The 14,854-nt window shown below is 68.7% G+C and carries 12 protein-coding genes; 11 read left to right on the forward strand and 1 reads right to left on the reverse strand.

Annotated features, from left to right (window positions below; genetic code table 11):
* Positions 1-290: 290 nt before the first annotated feature.
* Positions 291-4,085, reverse strand: a complete 3,795-nt coding sequence (locus tag LCL61_RS33070) for a hypothetical protein (protein ID WP_340688737.1) — start codon at positions 4,083-4,085, stop codon at positions 291-293.
* A 185-nt stretch (positions 4,086-4,270) separates the two neighbouring features.
* Between LCL61_RS33070 and LCL61_RS33075 the strand changes: the two genes are divergently transcribed.
* From LCL61_RS33075 to LCL61_RS33125, 11 genes are all read left to right on the forward strand, one after another.
* A complete protein-coding gene (locus LCL61_RS33075) occupies positions 4,271-5,266 on the forward strand; it encodes an LLM class flavin-dependent oxidoreductase (RefSeq protein ID WP_340683375.1) in 996 nt (331 codons plus the stop codon).
* 401 nt (positions 5,267-5,667) lie between these two features.
* Entirely contained in the window at positions 5,668-6,462 is a 795-nt protein-coding gene (locus LCL61_RS33080) for an ABC transporter permease (RefSeq protein ID WP_340683376.1), read from the forward strand.
* Positions 6,462-7,313, forward strand: coding sequence for an MlaE family ABC transporter permease (locus tag LCL61_RS33085; protein WP_038509575.1), 852 nt, complete (start codon positions 6,462-6,464; stop codon positions 7,311-7,313). Before LCL61_RS33080 ends, LCL61_RS33085 begins: the two co-directional genes overlap by 1 nt.
* Positions 7,310-8,569, forward strand: coding sequence for an MCE family protein (locus LCL61_RS33090; RefSeq protein ID WP_340683377.1), 1,260 nt, complete (start codon positions 7,310-7,312; stop codon positions 8,567-8,569). Before LCL61_RS33085 ends, LCL61_RS33090 begins: the two co-directional genes overlap by 4 nt.
* Positions 8,566-9,573, forward strand: a complete 1,008-nt coding sequence (locus LCL61_RS33095; RefSeq protein WP_340683378.1) for an MlaD family protein — start codon at positions 8,566-8,568, stop codon at positions 9,571-9,573. Before LCL61_RS33090 ends, LCL61_RS33095 begins: the two co-directional genes overlap by 4 nt.
* Positions 9,570-10,559, forward strand: coding sequence for an MCE family protein (locus tag LCL61_RS33100; RefSeq protein ID WP_340683379.1), 990 nt, complete (start codon positions 9,570-9,572; stop codon positions 10,557-10,559). The genes LCL61_RS33095 and LCL61_RS33100 overlap by 4 nt, the downstream gene beginning before the upstream one ends.
* Positions 10,556-11,548 (forward strand): MCE family protein, encoded by a 993-nt coding sequence (locus LCL61_RS33105; protein ID WP_340683380.1) that lies wholly within the window; start codon positions 10,556-10,558, stop codon positions 11,546-11,548. Before LCL61_RS33100 ends, LCL61_RS33105 begins: the two co-directional genes overlap by 4 nt.
* Positions 11,548-12,603, forward strand: a complete 1,056-nt coding sequence (locus tag LCL61_RS33110) for an MCE family protein (RefSeq protein WP_340683381.1) — start codon at positions 11,548-11,550, stop codon at positions 12,601-12,603. The genes LCL61_RS33105 and LCL61_RS33110 overlap by 1 nt, the downstream gene beginning before the upstream one ends.
* Positions 12,603-13,796 (forward strand): MlaD family protein, encoded by a 1,194-nt coding sequence (locus LCL61_RS33115; RefSeq protein ID WP_340683382.1) that lies wholly within the window; start codon positions 12,603-12,605, stop codon positions 13,794-13,796. The genes LCL61_RS33110 and LCL61_RS33115 overlap by 1 nt, the downstream gene beginning before the upstream one ends.
* Entirely contained in the window at positions 13,781-14,284 is a 504-nt protein-coding gene (locus LCL61_RS33120; protein WP_340683383.1) for a hypothetical protein, read from the forward strand. The genes LCL61_RS33115 and LCL61_RS33120 overlap by 16 nt, the downstream gene beginning before the upstream one ends.
* Positions 14,281-14,847 carry a hypothetical protein gene (locus LCL61_RS33125; RefSeq protein ID WP_340683384.1) on the forward strand — a complete coding sequence of 189 codons (567 nt, stop codon included), beginning with the start codon at positions 14,281-14,283 and terminating at the stop codon, positions 14,845-14,847. The genes LCL61_RS33120 and LCL61_RS33125 overlap by 4 nt, the downstream gene beginning before the upstream one ends.
* Positions 14,848-14,854 lie beyond the last annotated feature (7 nt).

The following is a 14,854-nucleotide window of genomic DNA, read 5'->3' on the forward strand; positions in this document are numbered from 1 at the left end:
CACGCGTGTCGTCCATCTGATCACGTGAGTTCGCCGCCTGATCACGTGAGTTCGCCGTGCCTCGACGGACGACACGCGTGATCGGGCGGCGAACACACGGGGCGAGCGCGAAAAAGCTGAAGGGCTCCTTCAGGACACTGGTGAATGCCCTGAAGGAGCCCTTCAGACCCCCGGTGAGTGAACGATGTGGGGACGCATCGCACGTCCAGGGGTATTTCTAGCGCCTCTTCGTTGTTCGGTGTCACGGCGATCTCACCGAACAACAACGCCGAACAACGAATCGACCGTGGTCACGGGCACGGAGGCCGGTAATCGAGCCCCGGCAGGTGTTGTTCCCACTCGTCCGCCGTGATCCGCGGGTACACGGTCGCGCAGATGCGTTCGGCGGCCCGTTCGGGGCTGGTCTCCCACAACCGCACGCTGCCGTCCGCGACCGAGCCCGCGAGGGTGTGCCCGTCGGGGGCGAACGCCACGGCGTTGACCCGGTCGACGTCGTCGGTCAGGTTCGCCGATTCGCGGACGGATCCCGGATCGGAGACGTCCCATAGTCGCACGGACCGGTCGTAGCTGCCGGTCGCGAAGGTCTTCCCGTCCCCGCTGAAGGCGACCGAGATGACGTTGTCGGTGTGCCCGGCCAGCAGTGCCGCCTCCCGCGGGGCCGCCGGATCCGTCACGTCCCACAGCCTGCCGGTGCGATCCGCGCTGCCGGTGGCGGCGAGTTTGCCGTCCGGGCTGTAGGCGACCGAGAACACCGTGTCGGAATGCCCCTTCAATACCGAAAGCGACTTCGGCGCCTTCGCCATCGAGACGTCCCACAGCCGGGCGGTGTGGTCCCAGCCGCCGCTGAGCAGGGTGCGGCCGTCCGGGCTGAACGCGATCGAATGGACGTCGTCCTCGTGCCCGGTGAGGGTCGCGAGTTCGACCGGCCGCCGGACGTCGGCCACGTCCCACAGCTTCACCGTGTGCCCGGACCCCGCGGTCGCGAGCGTCCGGCCGTCCGGGCTGAACGCGACGGGGTCGATCTCGTCCGACGGGCGGTAGAAGACGCCGGTGTCGACCGGCTTGCGCGGGTCGGTGACGTCGATCAGCCGCATGGTGTGGTCCCAGGAGCCGGCGGCGAGCGTCCGCCCGTCCGGGCTGAAGGCGAGACCGCAGACGCCCTGGCCGAAGCCCGCGACTTTGCCCACCTCACGCGGGTTCCGGGTGTCGGAGACGTCGACCAGGCGCACCACGCCGTCCTGGCTGCCGGTGGCCAGCAGCTTCCCGTCGGAGCTGAACACCGCCCGGCAGGCCGACCTCGCCGGACCGCTGATCGCGGGACCCGGCAGGTCCCACATCCGCACCGTCTGGTCGTCGCTCGCGGTCACGAGCGTGCGGCCGTCCGGGGAGAACACCGCCCAGACCACGGCCGCCGTGTGCCCGACGAGCGCCGGCTTCTCGCGCGGCTTCGCCGGATCGGCGATGTCCCACAGCCGTGCGGCGCGGTCGAAACCGGTCGTGGCCAGCGTCGTCCCGTCGGGGCTGAACGCCACGGACCGCACGATGGTCTTGTGCGCGGCCGTCGTCCCCAGCGGTGACGGCGCCATCGGATCGGCGACGTTCCACAGCCGCGCGGTCTGGTCGATGCTCGCGGTGGCGAGCGTCCGGCCGTCCGGGCTGAACGTCGCCGAGTGGACCCCGGCGGTGTGCCCGTTCACCACGCCGAGGGGCTTGGCCTTCAGCGGGTCGGCGACCTCCCACAACCGCGCGGTCTTGTCGGCGCCGGTCGAGACGAGCGTCCGCCCGTCGGGGGCGTAGGCGAGACCGTTGACGTTGCCGGTGTGCCCGGTGAGGGTGGCCGCGAGCACCGGTTTCGCGGGATCGCGGACGTCGAACAGGCGCACCGTGCCATCGCCGTCCGCGGTGGCGAGCACCGCCGCCTTCGGGCTGAACGCCACCGCGTTGACCCGGCTCGGATGCTCCCCGACCAGGACGCCCGGCCCGGGTTTCGCCGGATCGGCGACGTTCCACAGTCGCGCGGTCTTGTCCCAGCCCGCCGTCGCGACCGTCGCGCCGTCGGCGCTGAAGGACACCGAGTTGACGTTGGCGGTGTGCCCGGAGAGCGTGGCCAGCTCGTTCGGGCGGTGGGGATCCTTGATGTCCCACAACTTGGCCGTCTGGTCCCAGCTGCCGGTGACCATCACCTGGCCGTCGCCGCGCAGGGCGGTCGCGTTGACGCGATGACCGTGCCCGCGGACCCTGGTCGAGTACGGCGACTCGAACATCCCGAGCACGCTGCCGCGGGTGTCCACGCTCGGATCGACGCGGTACGCCGCCAGCGCGAGCTGCGCGGCCAGCGCCGGATTCGTCGTCCGCATCTCGATGGCCTGCCCGGCGACCTTCTGCGCGAGCGCGCTGTTGCGCTGGCCGGTCGCGGTCTGCTCGGCGCGGACCGCGTACACCATCGCCGCCGTCGCCAGCACGAGCAGCACGGCCAGGAGCGCGACCAGCTGACGCAGCCGCCGGGTGCGGCGCCGGGCCACGGCCTGCTCGTGGTTCTCGATCGCGACGCTCGCCTCGAGGAACCGGCGTTCACGCTGGGAAAGCGCGCTGTCGTGCTCCCCCGCCCACTCCCTGGCGATGGCCAGCCGCGCGCCGCGGTAGAGCCAGCCGTCGTCGCGGCCGACGGATTCCCAAGCGTCGGTCGCCTCGGTGAGCTGACGGTGCACGCGCAGGCCCTCACGGTCCTCGGCGAGCCATTCGCGCAGACGCGGCCAGCCCCGGATCAGCGCCTCGTGCGCGATCTCGATGCCGTTGTCGTCGAGCGTGACCAACCGCGAAGACGCCAGCCTGTCCAGCACGACGGCGACGTCCGGGTCGTCGGCGTCCACCTCGTCGCGGGTGATACGGCGTTTGGTGTCCTCGGTGCCTTCACCGAGCGCGGTCATCCGCAGGAAGATCTGGTTCGCCAGCCGCTGCTGGTGCTCGGTCAGCGCGGTGAAGGTGTGCTCGGAGGTCTGCGCGACCGACCGTTCGATCCCGCCGGTGGACTCGTAGCCGGTGAGGGTGAGGGTGTTGCCATGACGGCGGCGCCAGGTCTCCAGCAGCGCGTGGGAGAGCAGCGGCAACACACCGGGCTGCCCGGTCGCGTCGGCGACGAGCCGTGAGACCAGCGCGTTCTCGACGCGGTACCCGGCGTCGATCGCCGGCCGCGAGATGGCCTGCCGCAGCTCCTCGGTGCTCATCGGGCCGACGAGGATCTGCGCGTCCTGCATGGCCTCGACCAGTTCGGGATGCCGCGCGCAGTGGGTGTAGAAGTCGGTGCGGATGCCGAGGACGACCCTGGTCCGGCTCTCCGGCTCGGTCGTCGCGGTGAGCAGCGCCGACAGGAAGGCAGTCCGTTCGTCGGCGTCCTGGCAGAGCGTGAAGACCTCTTCGAACTGGTCGACGACCAGCACGACGTCGCCCTCGCGGTCGGCGACCAGCTGACGGGCGGCGAGGCCGAGGTTGCGGGGATGGTCGGTGAACTCGGTGAGCAGCCCGCCGGGTGCGAGCCCGAGCGCGGCGCCGAACTGGACGGCGCACTCCTGCAACGGCCGTGAACCCGGGGTCATCAGCAGGGTGACGGAGGTCTCGGCGAGCACGGGAAGGAGGCCTGCCCTGAGCAAGGACGACTTACCCGAACCCGAAGCACCCAGAACGGCCAAGAATCGTTGAGCCGAAAGCCTGCTGACGAGTTTTTCGACAAGTCGTTCGCGCCCGAAGAATCGGCTCGTGTCCTCCGGCCCGAATGCGGCCAGACCGATATAAGGGACCGATTCCCCATTCGCCGGGACAACCGGTGAATCACCGACTCCGGCACGCGTCCGCTCGGTCACGTCGTGCCATCGCGCCTCCCACTCCTCCTCGGGGCCGTCGCACGCCCGGACATAGGCCAACGTGACCGCCAAGCTGGGCATCTTCTTCCCGCCGGCGGCCTCGGAGAGGGTGCCGGCGGAGTAGTGGGCGCGCCTGCCCAGCTCCCGGTACGTCGGATTCCCGGCCTTCTCCCGCAGACGCCGGAGATCGGCGGCGAACCCCAGCAACGGATCGTCCCCGGGGTCCAGCGGTCGTTCCGGACGCGGCACCCTTAATCCTTTCTTTTCAGTGGTTTTCCCACGCTCGCATTAGGGGGCAACCGTACCGTGGAAACAGGAAGACTCCGCCGCGTACCGGGTACATCGAGTCGGTTAATTTCGATCGATCGACAGGCAAGGGAAGGGATCGCGGGTCCGCGGCGTTGTACCGACGCGTGACCTCCTTGCCTGACATCCCGCTGTCCGTGCTCGACCTCTCGCCCGTCGTGGCCGGAGGCGGTGTCGCGGACGCGCTGCGCAACACCCTCGACCTCGCGCGCCGGACCGAAGCCCTCGGCTATCACCGGTACTGGCTCGCCGAGCACCACAACATGCCCGGTATCGCGAGCTCCGCGACCGCCGTGATGATCGGCCAGGTCGCGGCCGCCACCGAACGCATCCGGGTCGGCTCCGGCGGGGTCATGCTGCCGAACCACGCGCCGCTGGTGGTGGCCGAGCAGTTCGGCACCCTGGAGGCGTTCCACCCCGGCCGGATCGACCTCGGCATCGGGCGCGCCCCGGGCACCGACCAGCGGACCGCGCTGGCGCTGCGCGGCCCCGGCGGACTCACGGCGGAGAACTTCCCTCAGCAGTTCGCGGAACTGCTGGCCTACTTCGAGCACTCCGACCAGCGCGCCGTCAACGCCGTGACCGCCGAGGGCAACAAGCCGCCGGTGTGGCTGCTCGGGTCGAGCGGCTTCAGCGCGCGGATGGCGGGCGAACTGGGCCTGCCGTTCTCGTTCGCGCACCACTTCAGCGCCGAGAACACGCTCCCTGCCGTGGCGCTCTACCGCGACTCGTTCAAACCGTCGGACGTCCTCGACGAGCCGTACGTGATGCTCGGCGTCTCCGTGGTGGCCGCCGAGACCGACGAGCGCGCCCAGTACCTCGCCGCCCCCAGCGGCCTGACGTTCCTCAGCCTGCGCAAGGGCCGCCCCATCCCGCTGCCGACGCCGGAAGAGGCCGCGGCCTACCCGTACACCGACATCGAGCGCGTGTTCATCGAGGACCGGGCCGCGAGCAGCATCATCGGCTCGCCCGAGACGGTCCACAAGGGACTCGAGACCCTGCTGGCCGACACGGGCGCGAACGAGCTGATGATCACGACCATGGTGCACGACCAGGCGGACCGGGTGCGGTCGTACGAGCTGGTCTCCGAACTGGCGCGCTGAGGCTTCTGTCTCGCGTGAAGGCCTCCTTGCCTACCTTGAGAGTAGGGAAGGAGGCCTTCACGGACTTCCGGCACCCGCGCGCCTCCGCCGCCCTGCCGACGCGGTCACTCGATTACCGCGACACGAATGGACCAGCGCGCCACCGGACACGAAAGAACGGACAAGGCCAGAGCCCGCCTTTGTCAAAAAGGAACAAGAATTCTCCGGTTACCAGGACGTGACGTCTTGATCACACCGAAGTTCTTGTCACCAGGCAGGCGCGTGATTAGCGTACCGACCAGTAGCAAACAGCACGGTAACACCCCGTTGATACTGTTCAACGATTCCGTTCCGCCATTCGGAGCAAAGGAATTGCGCAAGCTGGGGTGTATTCGCCGTGCCCGGAAAACGGGAGGGTCGGCGTGGGCGTCCGGACTAACGCACCCTCATTCCCCGGCGCGGGTGCGATCCGGGAGACCGGCAGGCTCTACTCACTCGGCCTCGACGTCGTCCGCCTGACCTTCCGGCGGCCGTTCCAGACACGCGAGCTGATCCAGCAGTTCTGGTTCATCGCGAGTGTGTCGATCCTGCCGACGGCGCTGGTCGCGATCCCGTTCGGCGCGGTGATCGCGCTGCACATCGGTTCGCTGACCGCGCAGATCGGCGCGCAGTCCTTCACCGGCGCGGCCAGTGTGCTGGCGATCATCCAGCAGGCCAGCCCGATCGTGACCGCGTTGCTGATCGCGGGCGCCGGCGGCTCGGCGATGTGCGCGGACCTCGGATCCCGCACGATCCGCGAGGAGATCGACGCGATGGAGGTGCTCGGGGTCTCCCCCATCCAGCGCCTGATCGTGCCGCGGGTGCTCGCCGCGATGGGGGTCGCCGCATTCCTCAACGGAATGGTCAGCGTGGTCGGCGTCCTCGGCGGCTATTTTTTCAACGTCATCATGCAGAACGGGACACCGGGTGCGTATCTGGCCAGTTTCTCCGCTCTCGCGCAGCTTCCGGACCTCTGGATCAGCGAGATCAAGGCGGTCATCTTCGGTTTCGTCGCGGCGATCGTCGCGTCTTATCGCGGGCTCAATCCGAAAGGCGGCCCGAAAGGCGTCGGTGACGCGGTGAACCAATCCGTGGTCATCACGTTCCTGCTCCTGTTCCTGTTGAACCTCGTGCTGACGACGCTTTACCTGCAGCTCGTCCCGGCGAAGGGCAGCTGATGGTCACGACGACACCCACCCGCGCGACGCGGGTCCGCGAGGCGGTCGATCGCCGGTTCGGGTTCCTGGACACGCTCGGCGACCAGATCCTCTTTTTCCTCAAGGCACTCGCCTGGGTGCCACGCGCGGTGCGCCGCTACCTCCGCGAGATCACCCGCCTGCTGGCCGAAGTCAGCTTCGGCAGCGGCGCGCTCGCGGTCATCGGCGGCACGATCGGCGTGATGATCGGGATGACCGTGTTCACCGGCACGGTCGTCGGGCTCCAGGGGTACTCGGCGCTCAACCAGGTCGGCACGTCGGCGTTCGCCGGGTTCGTCTCCGCGTACTTCAACACCCGCGAGATCGCGCCGCTCGTGGCCGGGCTGGCGTTGTCGGCCACCGTCGGCTGCGGTTTCACCGCGCAACTGGGCGCCATGCGGATCTCCGAGGAGATCGACGCGCTGGAAGTGATGGGCATCCCCAGCGTTCCGTACCTGGTGACCACCCGGATCATCGCGGGTTTCCTCGCGGTCATCCCGTTGTACGCGATCGGCCTGCTGACCTCGTATCTCGCGTCACGCCAGATCACCGTCTGGTTCTACGGCCAGTCCGCGGGCACCTACGACCACTACTTCCTGCTGTTCCTGCCGCCGGGCGACGTGCTCTGGTCCTTCGGCAAGGTGCTGGTGTTCAGCGTCGTGATCGTGCTCGCCCACTGCTACTACGGCTTCCGCGCGAGCGGAGGGCCGGCGGGCGTCGGCGTCGCCGTCGGCCGCGGCGTGCGGACGGCGATCGTGGCGGTCAGCGTGCTGGACTTCTTCCTCAGCCTCGCGATCTGGGGCGCGACCACGACGGTGCAGGTGGCCGGATGAGCCGGCGCGGGCTGCGCAAAGCCGGGGTCAGGACGGCCGGGGTGCTGTTCCTCGTGGTGATGTCCGCCCTCGTGCTGCTGTCGATCAAGATCTACCGGAAGGATTTCGTCGAATCCGTGCCGGTGACGCTGCAGGCGGACCGCGTCGGCAACCAGTTGCGCACGGGCGGGCAGGTCAAGGCCCGCGGCGTGGTGGTCGGCGAGATCCGCGACGTCCGCGCGACGCCGGGCGGCGCGGAGATCGACCTGGCCATGGAACCCGGCAAGGTCTCGAAACTGCCCAAGAACGTGTCCGCGCTGCTCGTGCCGAAGACGCTGTTCGGTGAGCGGTACGTGCAACTGTCCATTCCGGACGGTTCGACCGCGGGACCGCTCGCCTCCGGCGACGTGATCAGTCAGGACCGTTCGGCCAACGCGATCGAACTGGAGCGGGTCTTCGACAACCTGCTGCCCCTGCTCAAGGCGGTCCAGCCGCAGAAGCTCGCGACCACGCTGACCACCGTCGCCACCGCGCTGGAAGGCCGCGGCGACCAGATCGGCGACACGCTCGCCACCGCGGCCGCCTACCTGAAGGACTTCAACCCGAACCTGCCGAAGCTGAACGACAACATCCGTGACCTCGCGGAAGTTTCCAAGCTGTACGGTGACATCGCGCCGGATCTGCTCGACGCCCTGAGCGCCTCGGCCGTCACGCTCGACACGGTCGAGGAGAAACGTGCCGAACTGGCGTCGGTGTACCAGCAGGTGACGTCGTCCTCCCAGCAGGTCACGACGTTCCTCGCCAACAACCGCGCCAACATCATCGCGCTCGCCGCCGACAGCCGCGCACCACTGGAGGTCGCCGCGAAGTACTCGCCCAGTTTCGCCTGCACGCTGGACGCGCTCGCCAAACTGAAGCCGCAGATGGACAAGGTGCTGGGCGCCGGCACCGACGAACCCGGCCTGCACGCGGAGATCACCGTCAGCCAGCCCCGGGCCAAATACGTTCCCGGCAAGGACGATCCGGTCTACGACGCCACCGGTGAACCGCGCTGCTACCCGTCGAACGGCCTGATGAGCCAAGGGATCGAAGCGATCGACACCGTTCCGGCGCTCGGCGCGCAGGGCGACCTCGGCCTGGCGAACTCGCCGCAGGAACGGGAACTGATCTCCACGCTGGTCGCCCCCTCGATCGGCGTCCCGGCCAATCAGGTCCCCGCCTGGGGCAGCGTGCTCGTCGGCCCGCTCTACCGGGGCACGGAGGTGACCCTGCGATGAGGAACTTCGTGAGCCCGCTGATCAAGGGGCTGATCTTCGTCGTCGTCACGACGCTGGCCACGGTGCTGCTGGCGGTGTCCATCACGAACACCGGCCTCGGCGACACCAAGACCTACAGCGCCAAGTTCCTCGACGCCACCTCGCTCAACGTCGGCGACGACGTCCGGATCTCCGGGGTCCGGGTCGGCCAGATCGAGGAACTCGAGATCGCCGACCACAGCCTGGCCCGCGTCCGGTTCTCCCTCGACTCCCAGCGCAGGCTGCCCGCCGACGTGACAGCGGTGATCAAGTACCGCAACATGGTCGGCCAGCGCTACATCGCGCTCGAACGCGGCAAGGGCACGCGCGAGCTCCTGGAGCCCGGCGCGGAGATCCCGCTGGAGCGCACGACGCCCGCGCTGGATCTCACGGAGCTGTTCAACGGCTTCAAACCGCTGTTCCAGGCGTTGTCGCCCAAGGACGTCAACCAGCTCTCCGGCGAGATCGTCCAGGTGCTGCAGGGTGAAGGCGGCACGGTGGAAAGCCTGCTCGCGCACACCGGTTCGCTGACCACCACGCTCGCCGGCCGCGACAAGGTGATCGGCGACGTGATCACGAACCTGGACACGGTGCTGAAGAGCATCAACGGCAAGGGCGACGCACTGTCCACTTTGGTCTCCACGCTGAAGGAGCTGGTGGTGGGGCTCGCCGGTGACCGCACCGAGATCGGGGAGGCCGTCTCCGGGCTGGCGGATCTCACCACCGCCACGGCCGGCCTGCTCGAACAGGGCAGGAAGCCGCTCAAGGACAGCATCGAAGGGCTGGGCCTGCTCGCCGGTCAGCTGACGACGGAGACCGGCAAGGCCGAGGTCGACCGCTTCCTCACCGTTCTCCCGGGGAAGCTGAACGACCTGGGGCGGATCGGCTCCTACGGATCCTGGATGAACTTCTACCTGTGCTCGGCCGTCCTGCAGACCAAGCCTCCGCGCGGGGTCCCGGCGACGGCGGAGAGGTGCACGTCGTGAAACCCTTCAAGGAGCGGAACCCGATCGTCATCGGTCTCGTCGGCAGCGCCGTCGCGGCCGCGCTGCTGACCGCGACGCTCAACTACGAGAACCTCCCGATCATCGGCTCCGGAACCACCTATCTGGCCGAATTCTCCGAAGCCGCCGGGTTGCAGGCGGACGACGAAGTCCGGATCGCCGGGATCAAGGTCGGCGAGGTGAGCGACGTCCGGCTCGCCGAAGATCACGTCGTGGTCAGCTTCCGGGTCAAGGACGCCTGGATCGGCGACAGGACCGCCGCCGAGATCAAGATCAAGACCCTGCTGGGCAGGAAGTTCCTCGCCCTGCGCCCGACCGGCGAGTCGGTGCAGAACCCGAAGCAGGTCATCCCGCGCACCAGGACCGTGACACCGTACGACGTCACCGAGGCGTTCAACGGGCTGGCCGACACCGCGGGCGCCATCGACACCGATCAGCTCGCGGAGAGCTTCACGACACTCAGCGACACGTTCAAGAACTCGCCCGCGCACATCAAGAAGGCGCTCGAAGGGCTGACCTCGCTGTCGAAGACCGTGTCCTCCAGGGACAACGAGCTCGCCAGCCTGCTGTCCAACGCGCACGGCCTCACCACCACGCTCGCGAACTCGAACGACGACTTCGCCAAACTCCTTTCGGACGGCAACCTGCTGCTGACCGAACTGGACAACCGGCGGCAGGCGATCCACGACCTGCTGACCGGTTCGCAGGACCTCGCCGTCCAGCTTTCGGGACTGGTGAAGGACAACAAGGACCAGCTCGGCGGAGCGCTCAGCCAGCTCGGAGAGGTGACCGACATCCTGCAGCGGCAGAACGACAATCTCGCCAAGAGCCTCGAGCTCGCCGCGCCGTACTTCCGCGTGGTGAACAACTCGCTCGGCAACGGACGCTGGGTGGACGGCTATCTGTGCGGGCTCATCCCGGAGAACCGGGATCCCTGCACCCCGCCGATCCCGGGAGGTGGCCGGTGATCAGCAGATTCGTCACCCTCGCGCTCGTGCTCGCGCTGGCCGTCGTCGGCGGGCTCTGGTGGATCTTCTCCGGCACCGGGCTCGACCGCGTCACCGTGTACTTCTCGCGCGCCGTCGGCGTCTACAGCGGATCGGACGTGCGGGTGCTCGGCGTCCGCGTCGGCCAGGTCGAATCGGTGGACCCGGAAGGGGAACGGGTGAAGGTCGTCCTGACCGTCGACGGGTCGGCCCCGATCGCCGCCGACACGAACGTCCTGGTCGTGGCGCCGAGCGTGGTGGCCGACCGCTACGTCCAGTTCACCAAGCTCACCCGCGCCGGGAACCGGCTGGGCGACGGCGCGGTGATCCCGGTCGAGCGCACCGGAACGCCGGTGGAACTCGACCAGCTCTACTCCAGCCTCGACACCCTCGCCAAGGCCCTCGGCCCCAACGGCGCGAACGCCGACGGCGCGCTTTCGGAACTCCTGCGCACCGGCGCGAAGAACCTCCAGGGCAACGGCAAGCCGTTCAACGAGTCGGTGCGCAACTTCGCCGACCTCGCCAGGACCCTCTCCGGGAACTCGCAGAACCTGTTCGCCACCGTCGACGAACTGCAGCGGTTCACCTCGATGCTGGCCACCAACGACCGGAACGTCAGCGAGGTCAACAAGCAGCTCGCCTCGGTGACCGGCACGCTCGCGCGGAACAAGGACGAGCTCGCCCGCGCGCTCAACGGTCTCGGCGGCGCGCTGGCGGAGATCCAGCAGTTCATCAAGGACAACCGCGCGCTGATCAAGTCCAATGTGGACAAGCTCACGGTGACAACCGGGACACTGGTCGACAAGCGCGCCGCGCTGGCCGAAACCCTCGACACGATCCCGCTTGCGGTGACGAACGTCCTCGAAGCCGTCGACCCGAAGACCGGCAAGCTGCAGAGCCGCGGCAACATGCTCGAATACCTCCCGCTCCCGCTGCCGGTCACCGGCGACACCTACACCGGGGGGCGCTGATGGCCGCGAAACGGAAGATCGCCGCGCTCGCCGCGTGCTGTGCCGCGCTCACCGCCTGTTCCTCGGATTTCAAGGGCGTCTACGACCTGCCGCTCCCCGGCGGCGCGGACATCGGCGACCATCCGTACCGGGTGACCGTGCAGTTCGCCGACGTCCTCGACCTGGTCCCCCAGGCCGCGGTGAAGGTCGGCGACGTCCCGGTCGGCCGGGTCGAGACGATCAAGCTCGGCGAAGACGGCTGGACGGCCGAGACCGTCCTGGCGGTCAACGGCGACGTCCACCTGCCCGCCAACGCCATCGCGCGGCTGCGCCAGTCCAGCCTGCTCGGCGAGAAGTTCATCGAACTGGCCCCGAGCGCGGCGAAGGCCGAGGGCAGGCTGGGCGAGGGCGCGGTGATCCCGGTCGCGAACACGAACCGCAACCCGGAGTTCGAGGAGATCTTCGGCGCGCTGTCGCTGCTGCTCAACGGCGGCGGGATCGGCCAGTTGCAGACCATCAACCGGGAACTGTCGAAGGTGATGGACGGCAACGAGGAGGAGATCCGCTCGTTCCTGTCCACTGTGGAGCAGCTGGTGTCCAACCTGGACACGCATCGCTCCGACATCACCTCCGCGCTCGACGGGCTCAACCAGCTCTCGACGACACTGGCGAACCGGAAGCAGCAGGTCGAGGGCGCGCTCACCGATCTCACCCCCGGCCTCCAGAGCCTTTCCGAGCAGCGCACCCAACTCGTGTCGATGTTGCAGTCGCTGGACCGGCTCTCCGACGTCGGTGTCGACGTGATCAAGAAGAGCCGGGCCGATCTCGTCGCCGACCTCACCGCGCTCGCGCCGATCCTCAAGCGGCTGGCCGACGCCGGCGAGAGCCTGCCCAAGTCACTGGAGATCCTGCCGACGTTCCCGTTCACCGACGCCGTCCGCGACGGCATCAAGGGCGATTACCTGAACGTGTACGCCTCGGTGATCCCCGCGCCGGGTGTCGAACTCCCGCCCCCTGGCGAAGGGGTTCCGCCGGGGCTCCCGACCTTGCCGCTGCCGTCCTCCGGAGGTAGCTGATGCTCACCACCCGTGTCCGGATCCAGGTGATCGCGTTCGTCATCCTCGCGCTGGCGACGACGGCGTTCGTCGGGGCCAGCTACGCGGGCCTCGGCCGGCTCTTCGGGGCGGGCGGGTACACCGTGAAGCTTTCGCTGACCGACGGCGGGGGCCTGTTCACCAACGGCGAGGTGACCTATCGAGGCGTCGCCGTCGGCCGGGTCGGCGAACTGCGGCTCACCGACGGTGGCATGGAAGCGGATCTGGTGATCGACGACGACGCGCCCCCGATCCCCGCGAACTCGCGAGCGGTCGTGGCGAACCGGTCCGCGGTGGGCGAGCAGTTCGTCGACCTCCAGCCGCGGACCGGCGACGGGCCGTACCTCGCCGAAGGTTCGGTCATCCCGCGTGAGGCGACGGCCGTTCCACTGCCGGTGCAGCATCTGCTGACCGACCTCGACTCGCTGACCGCGTCCGTGCCGACCGAGGACCTGCGAACCGTGGTCGACGAACTCGACAACGCCCTGCGCGGTTCCGGCGCGAACCTGCAGGTGCTGCTGGACTCGACCACCGACTTCACCAAACAGGCCGCGAACCACCTGCCGCAGACGGAGAAGCTGATCACCGACGGCTCGACCGTGCTGAAGACGCAGGTCGACTCGTCGCAGGCGTGGCGGCAGTTCAGCGGCAACGCCAAGCAGTTCGCCGAGCAACTGTCCCGTTCGGACGGTGACCTGCGGCGGCTGATCGCGACGGCGCCCGACGCGGCGACCCAGCTCTCCGGGCTGCTCCGGGACAACGAACCGGGCCTGCCGATCCTGCTGGCGAACCTGCTCACCACCTCGCACGTGTTCTCCGCCCGCACCGACGGCCTCCGGCAGCTCCTGATCAACACCCCGAAGGCGGTGTCCGCGGTCGACGCCGCCGTCGACGAGCAGTCCGGGAAGATCGGGCTGGTCCTGACGTTCTTCGACCCGATTCCGTGCACCAAGGGCTACGGGGACACGAAGGTCCGCAGCAGCGCGGAACTCTCGGCGCTGCCGTTCAACACCGGTGCCGCGTGCACGCTCGAAAAGGGCAACGCGAGTTCGGTCCGAGGCTCGCAGAACGCGCCGAAGGGCGGCGTCCCGCCGGCCGCGATCCCCGGCGGCTTCGGCGCCGACGGCCAGCCGACGTCCACCAGCCTCGAGGAGATGTTGTGGCTGCGCAACTGAAGATCGCGATCGCCGTGTTCGCCGCGGCCTGCGCGTTCGCGGGATGGGCCGGGTACACCTGGTTCACCGCGACGGGTTCCGAGGCCGTGTCCTACGGCAACTCGCGCGACGAAGCGCTGAAGTCCGGGCGTGAACTCGTCGCCCGGCTCACGAGCCTCGACCACCACCGCGTCGACCAGGGCATCGCCGACTGGCTCGCCGCGTCCACCGGCCCGCTGCGCGAGCAGCTGGGCAAGGCCGACGACGCGACGAAACGGACGCTCACCCAGGACGCGACCGTCTCGACGGGCAAGGTGCTCGACGCGGCGATCAGCGAACTCGACGACCACGCGGGAACGGCCAAGATGCTGGCGTCGGTGGAGATCACGATGGCGAAGGAGGGCGCGGCGCCGACGACGAAGCGCAACCGGTTCGCCGCCGGGCTGACCAGGACGGACGAGGGCTGGAAGCTCAGCGCGCTCGACCAGCTGCCGGTGGGTGCGCGATGACCGCCACGGCCGACACCGAGACCGAGGTCGTCGCAGAAGAGGTCACCCAGACGCCAGCACGCCGGTCGAAGGTGCCGTTGATCCTGTTCGTCGCGGCGGCCGTGCTGGTGGCGGCCGGGGTGTGGTTCACGCTGGAGGCGAGGTCGATCTCGGCGGCGCCGTCGGCGGTCAACACCGCGCTCACCGACGTCGGCGCGACGGCCGAGGTGAACTCCGCGGTGACCGTGGCGCTCGACAAGATCTTCTCCTATTCCTACGACCGGACCGACGCCACCGAAAAGGCGGCCGCGTCGGTGCTCAGAGGCAAGGCACTGGAGTCCTACAACCAGTTGTTCGCCCAGGTCAGGGAAAAGGCTCCGGCACAGAAACTCGTTCTCACCACCCGCGTCTCCTCATCCGCCGTCCAGGAACTCGGCGACGGTAAAGCGAGGCTGCTGGTATTCCTCGATCAAGCGGCCACCCGGGCCGACAACAATTCTTCGACAGCGGCCGCGGCACAGCTTTCGATCACCGCGGAACGTGAAGGCGACAACTGGGTCATCACCGATCTCGTCCCCCGGTGATCCCTCA

The organism is Amycolatopsis coloradensis (genome assembly GCF_037997115.1).
GTDB classification, from domain to species: domain Bacteria; phylum Actinomycetota; class Actinomycetes; order Mycobacteriales; family Pseudonocardiaceae; genus Amycolatopsis; species Amycolatopsis coloradensis_A.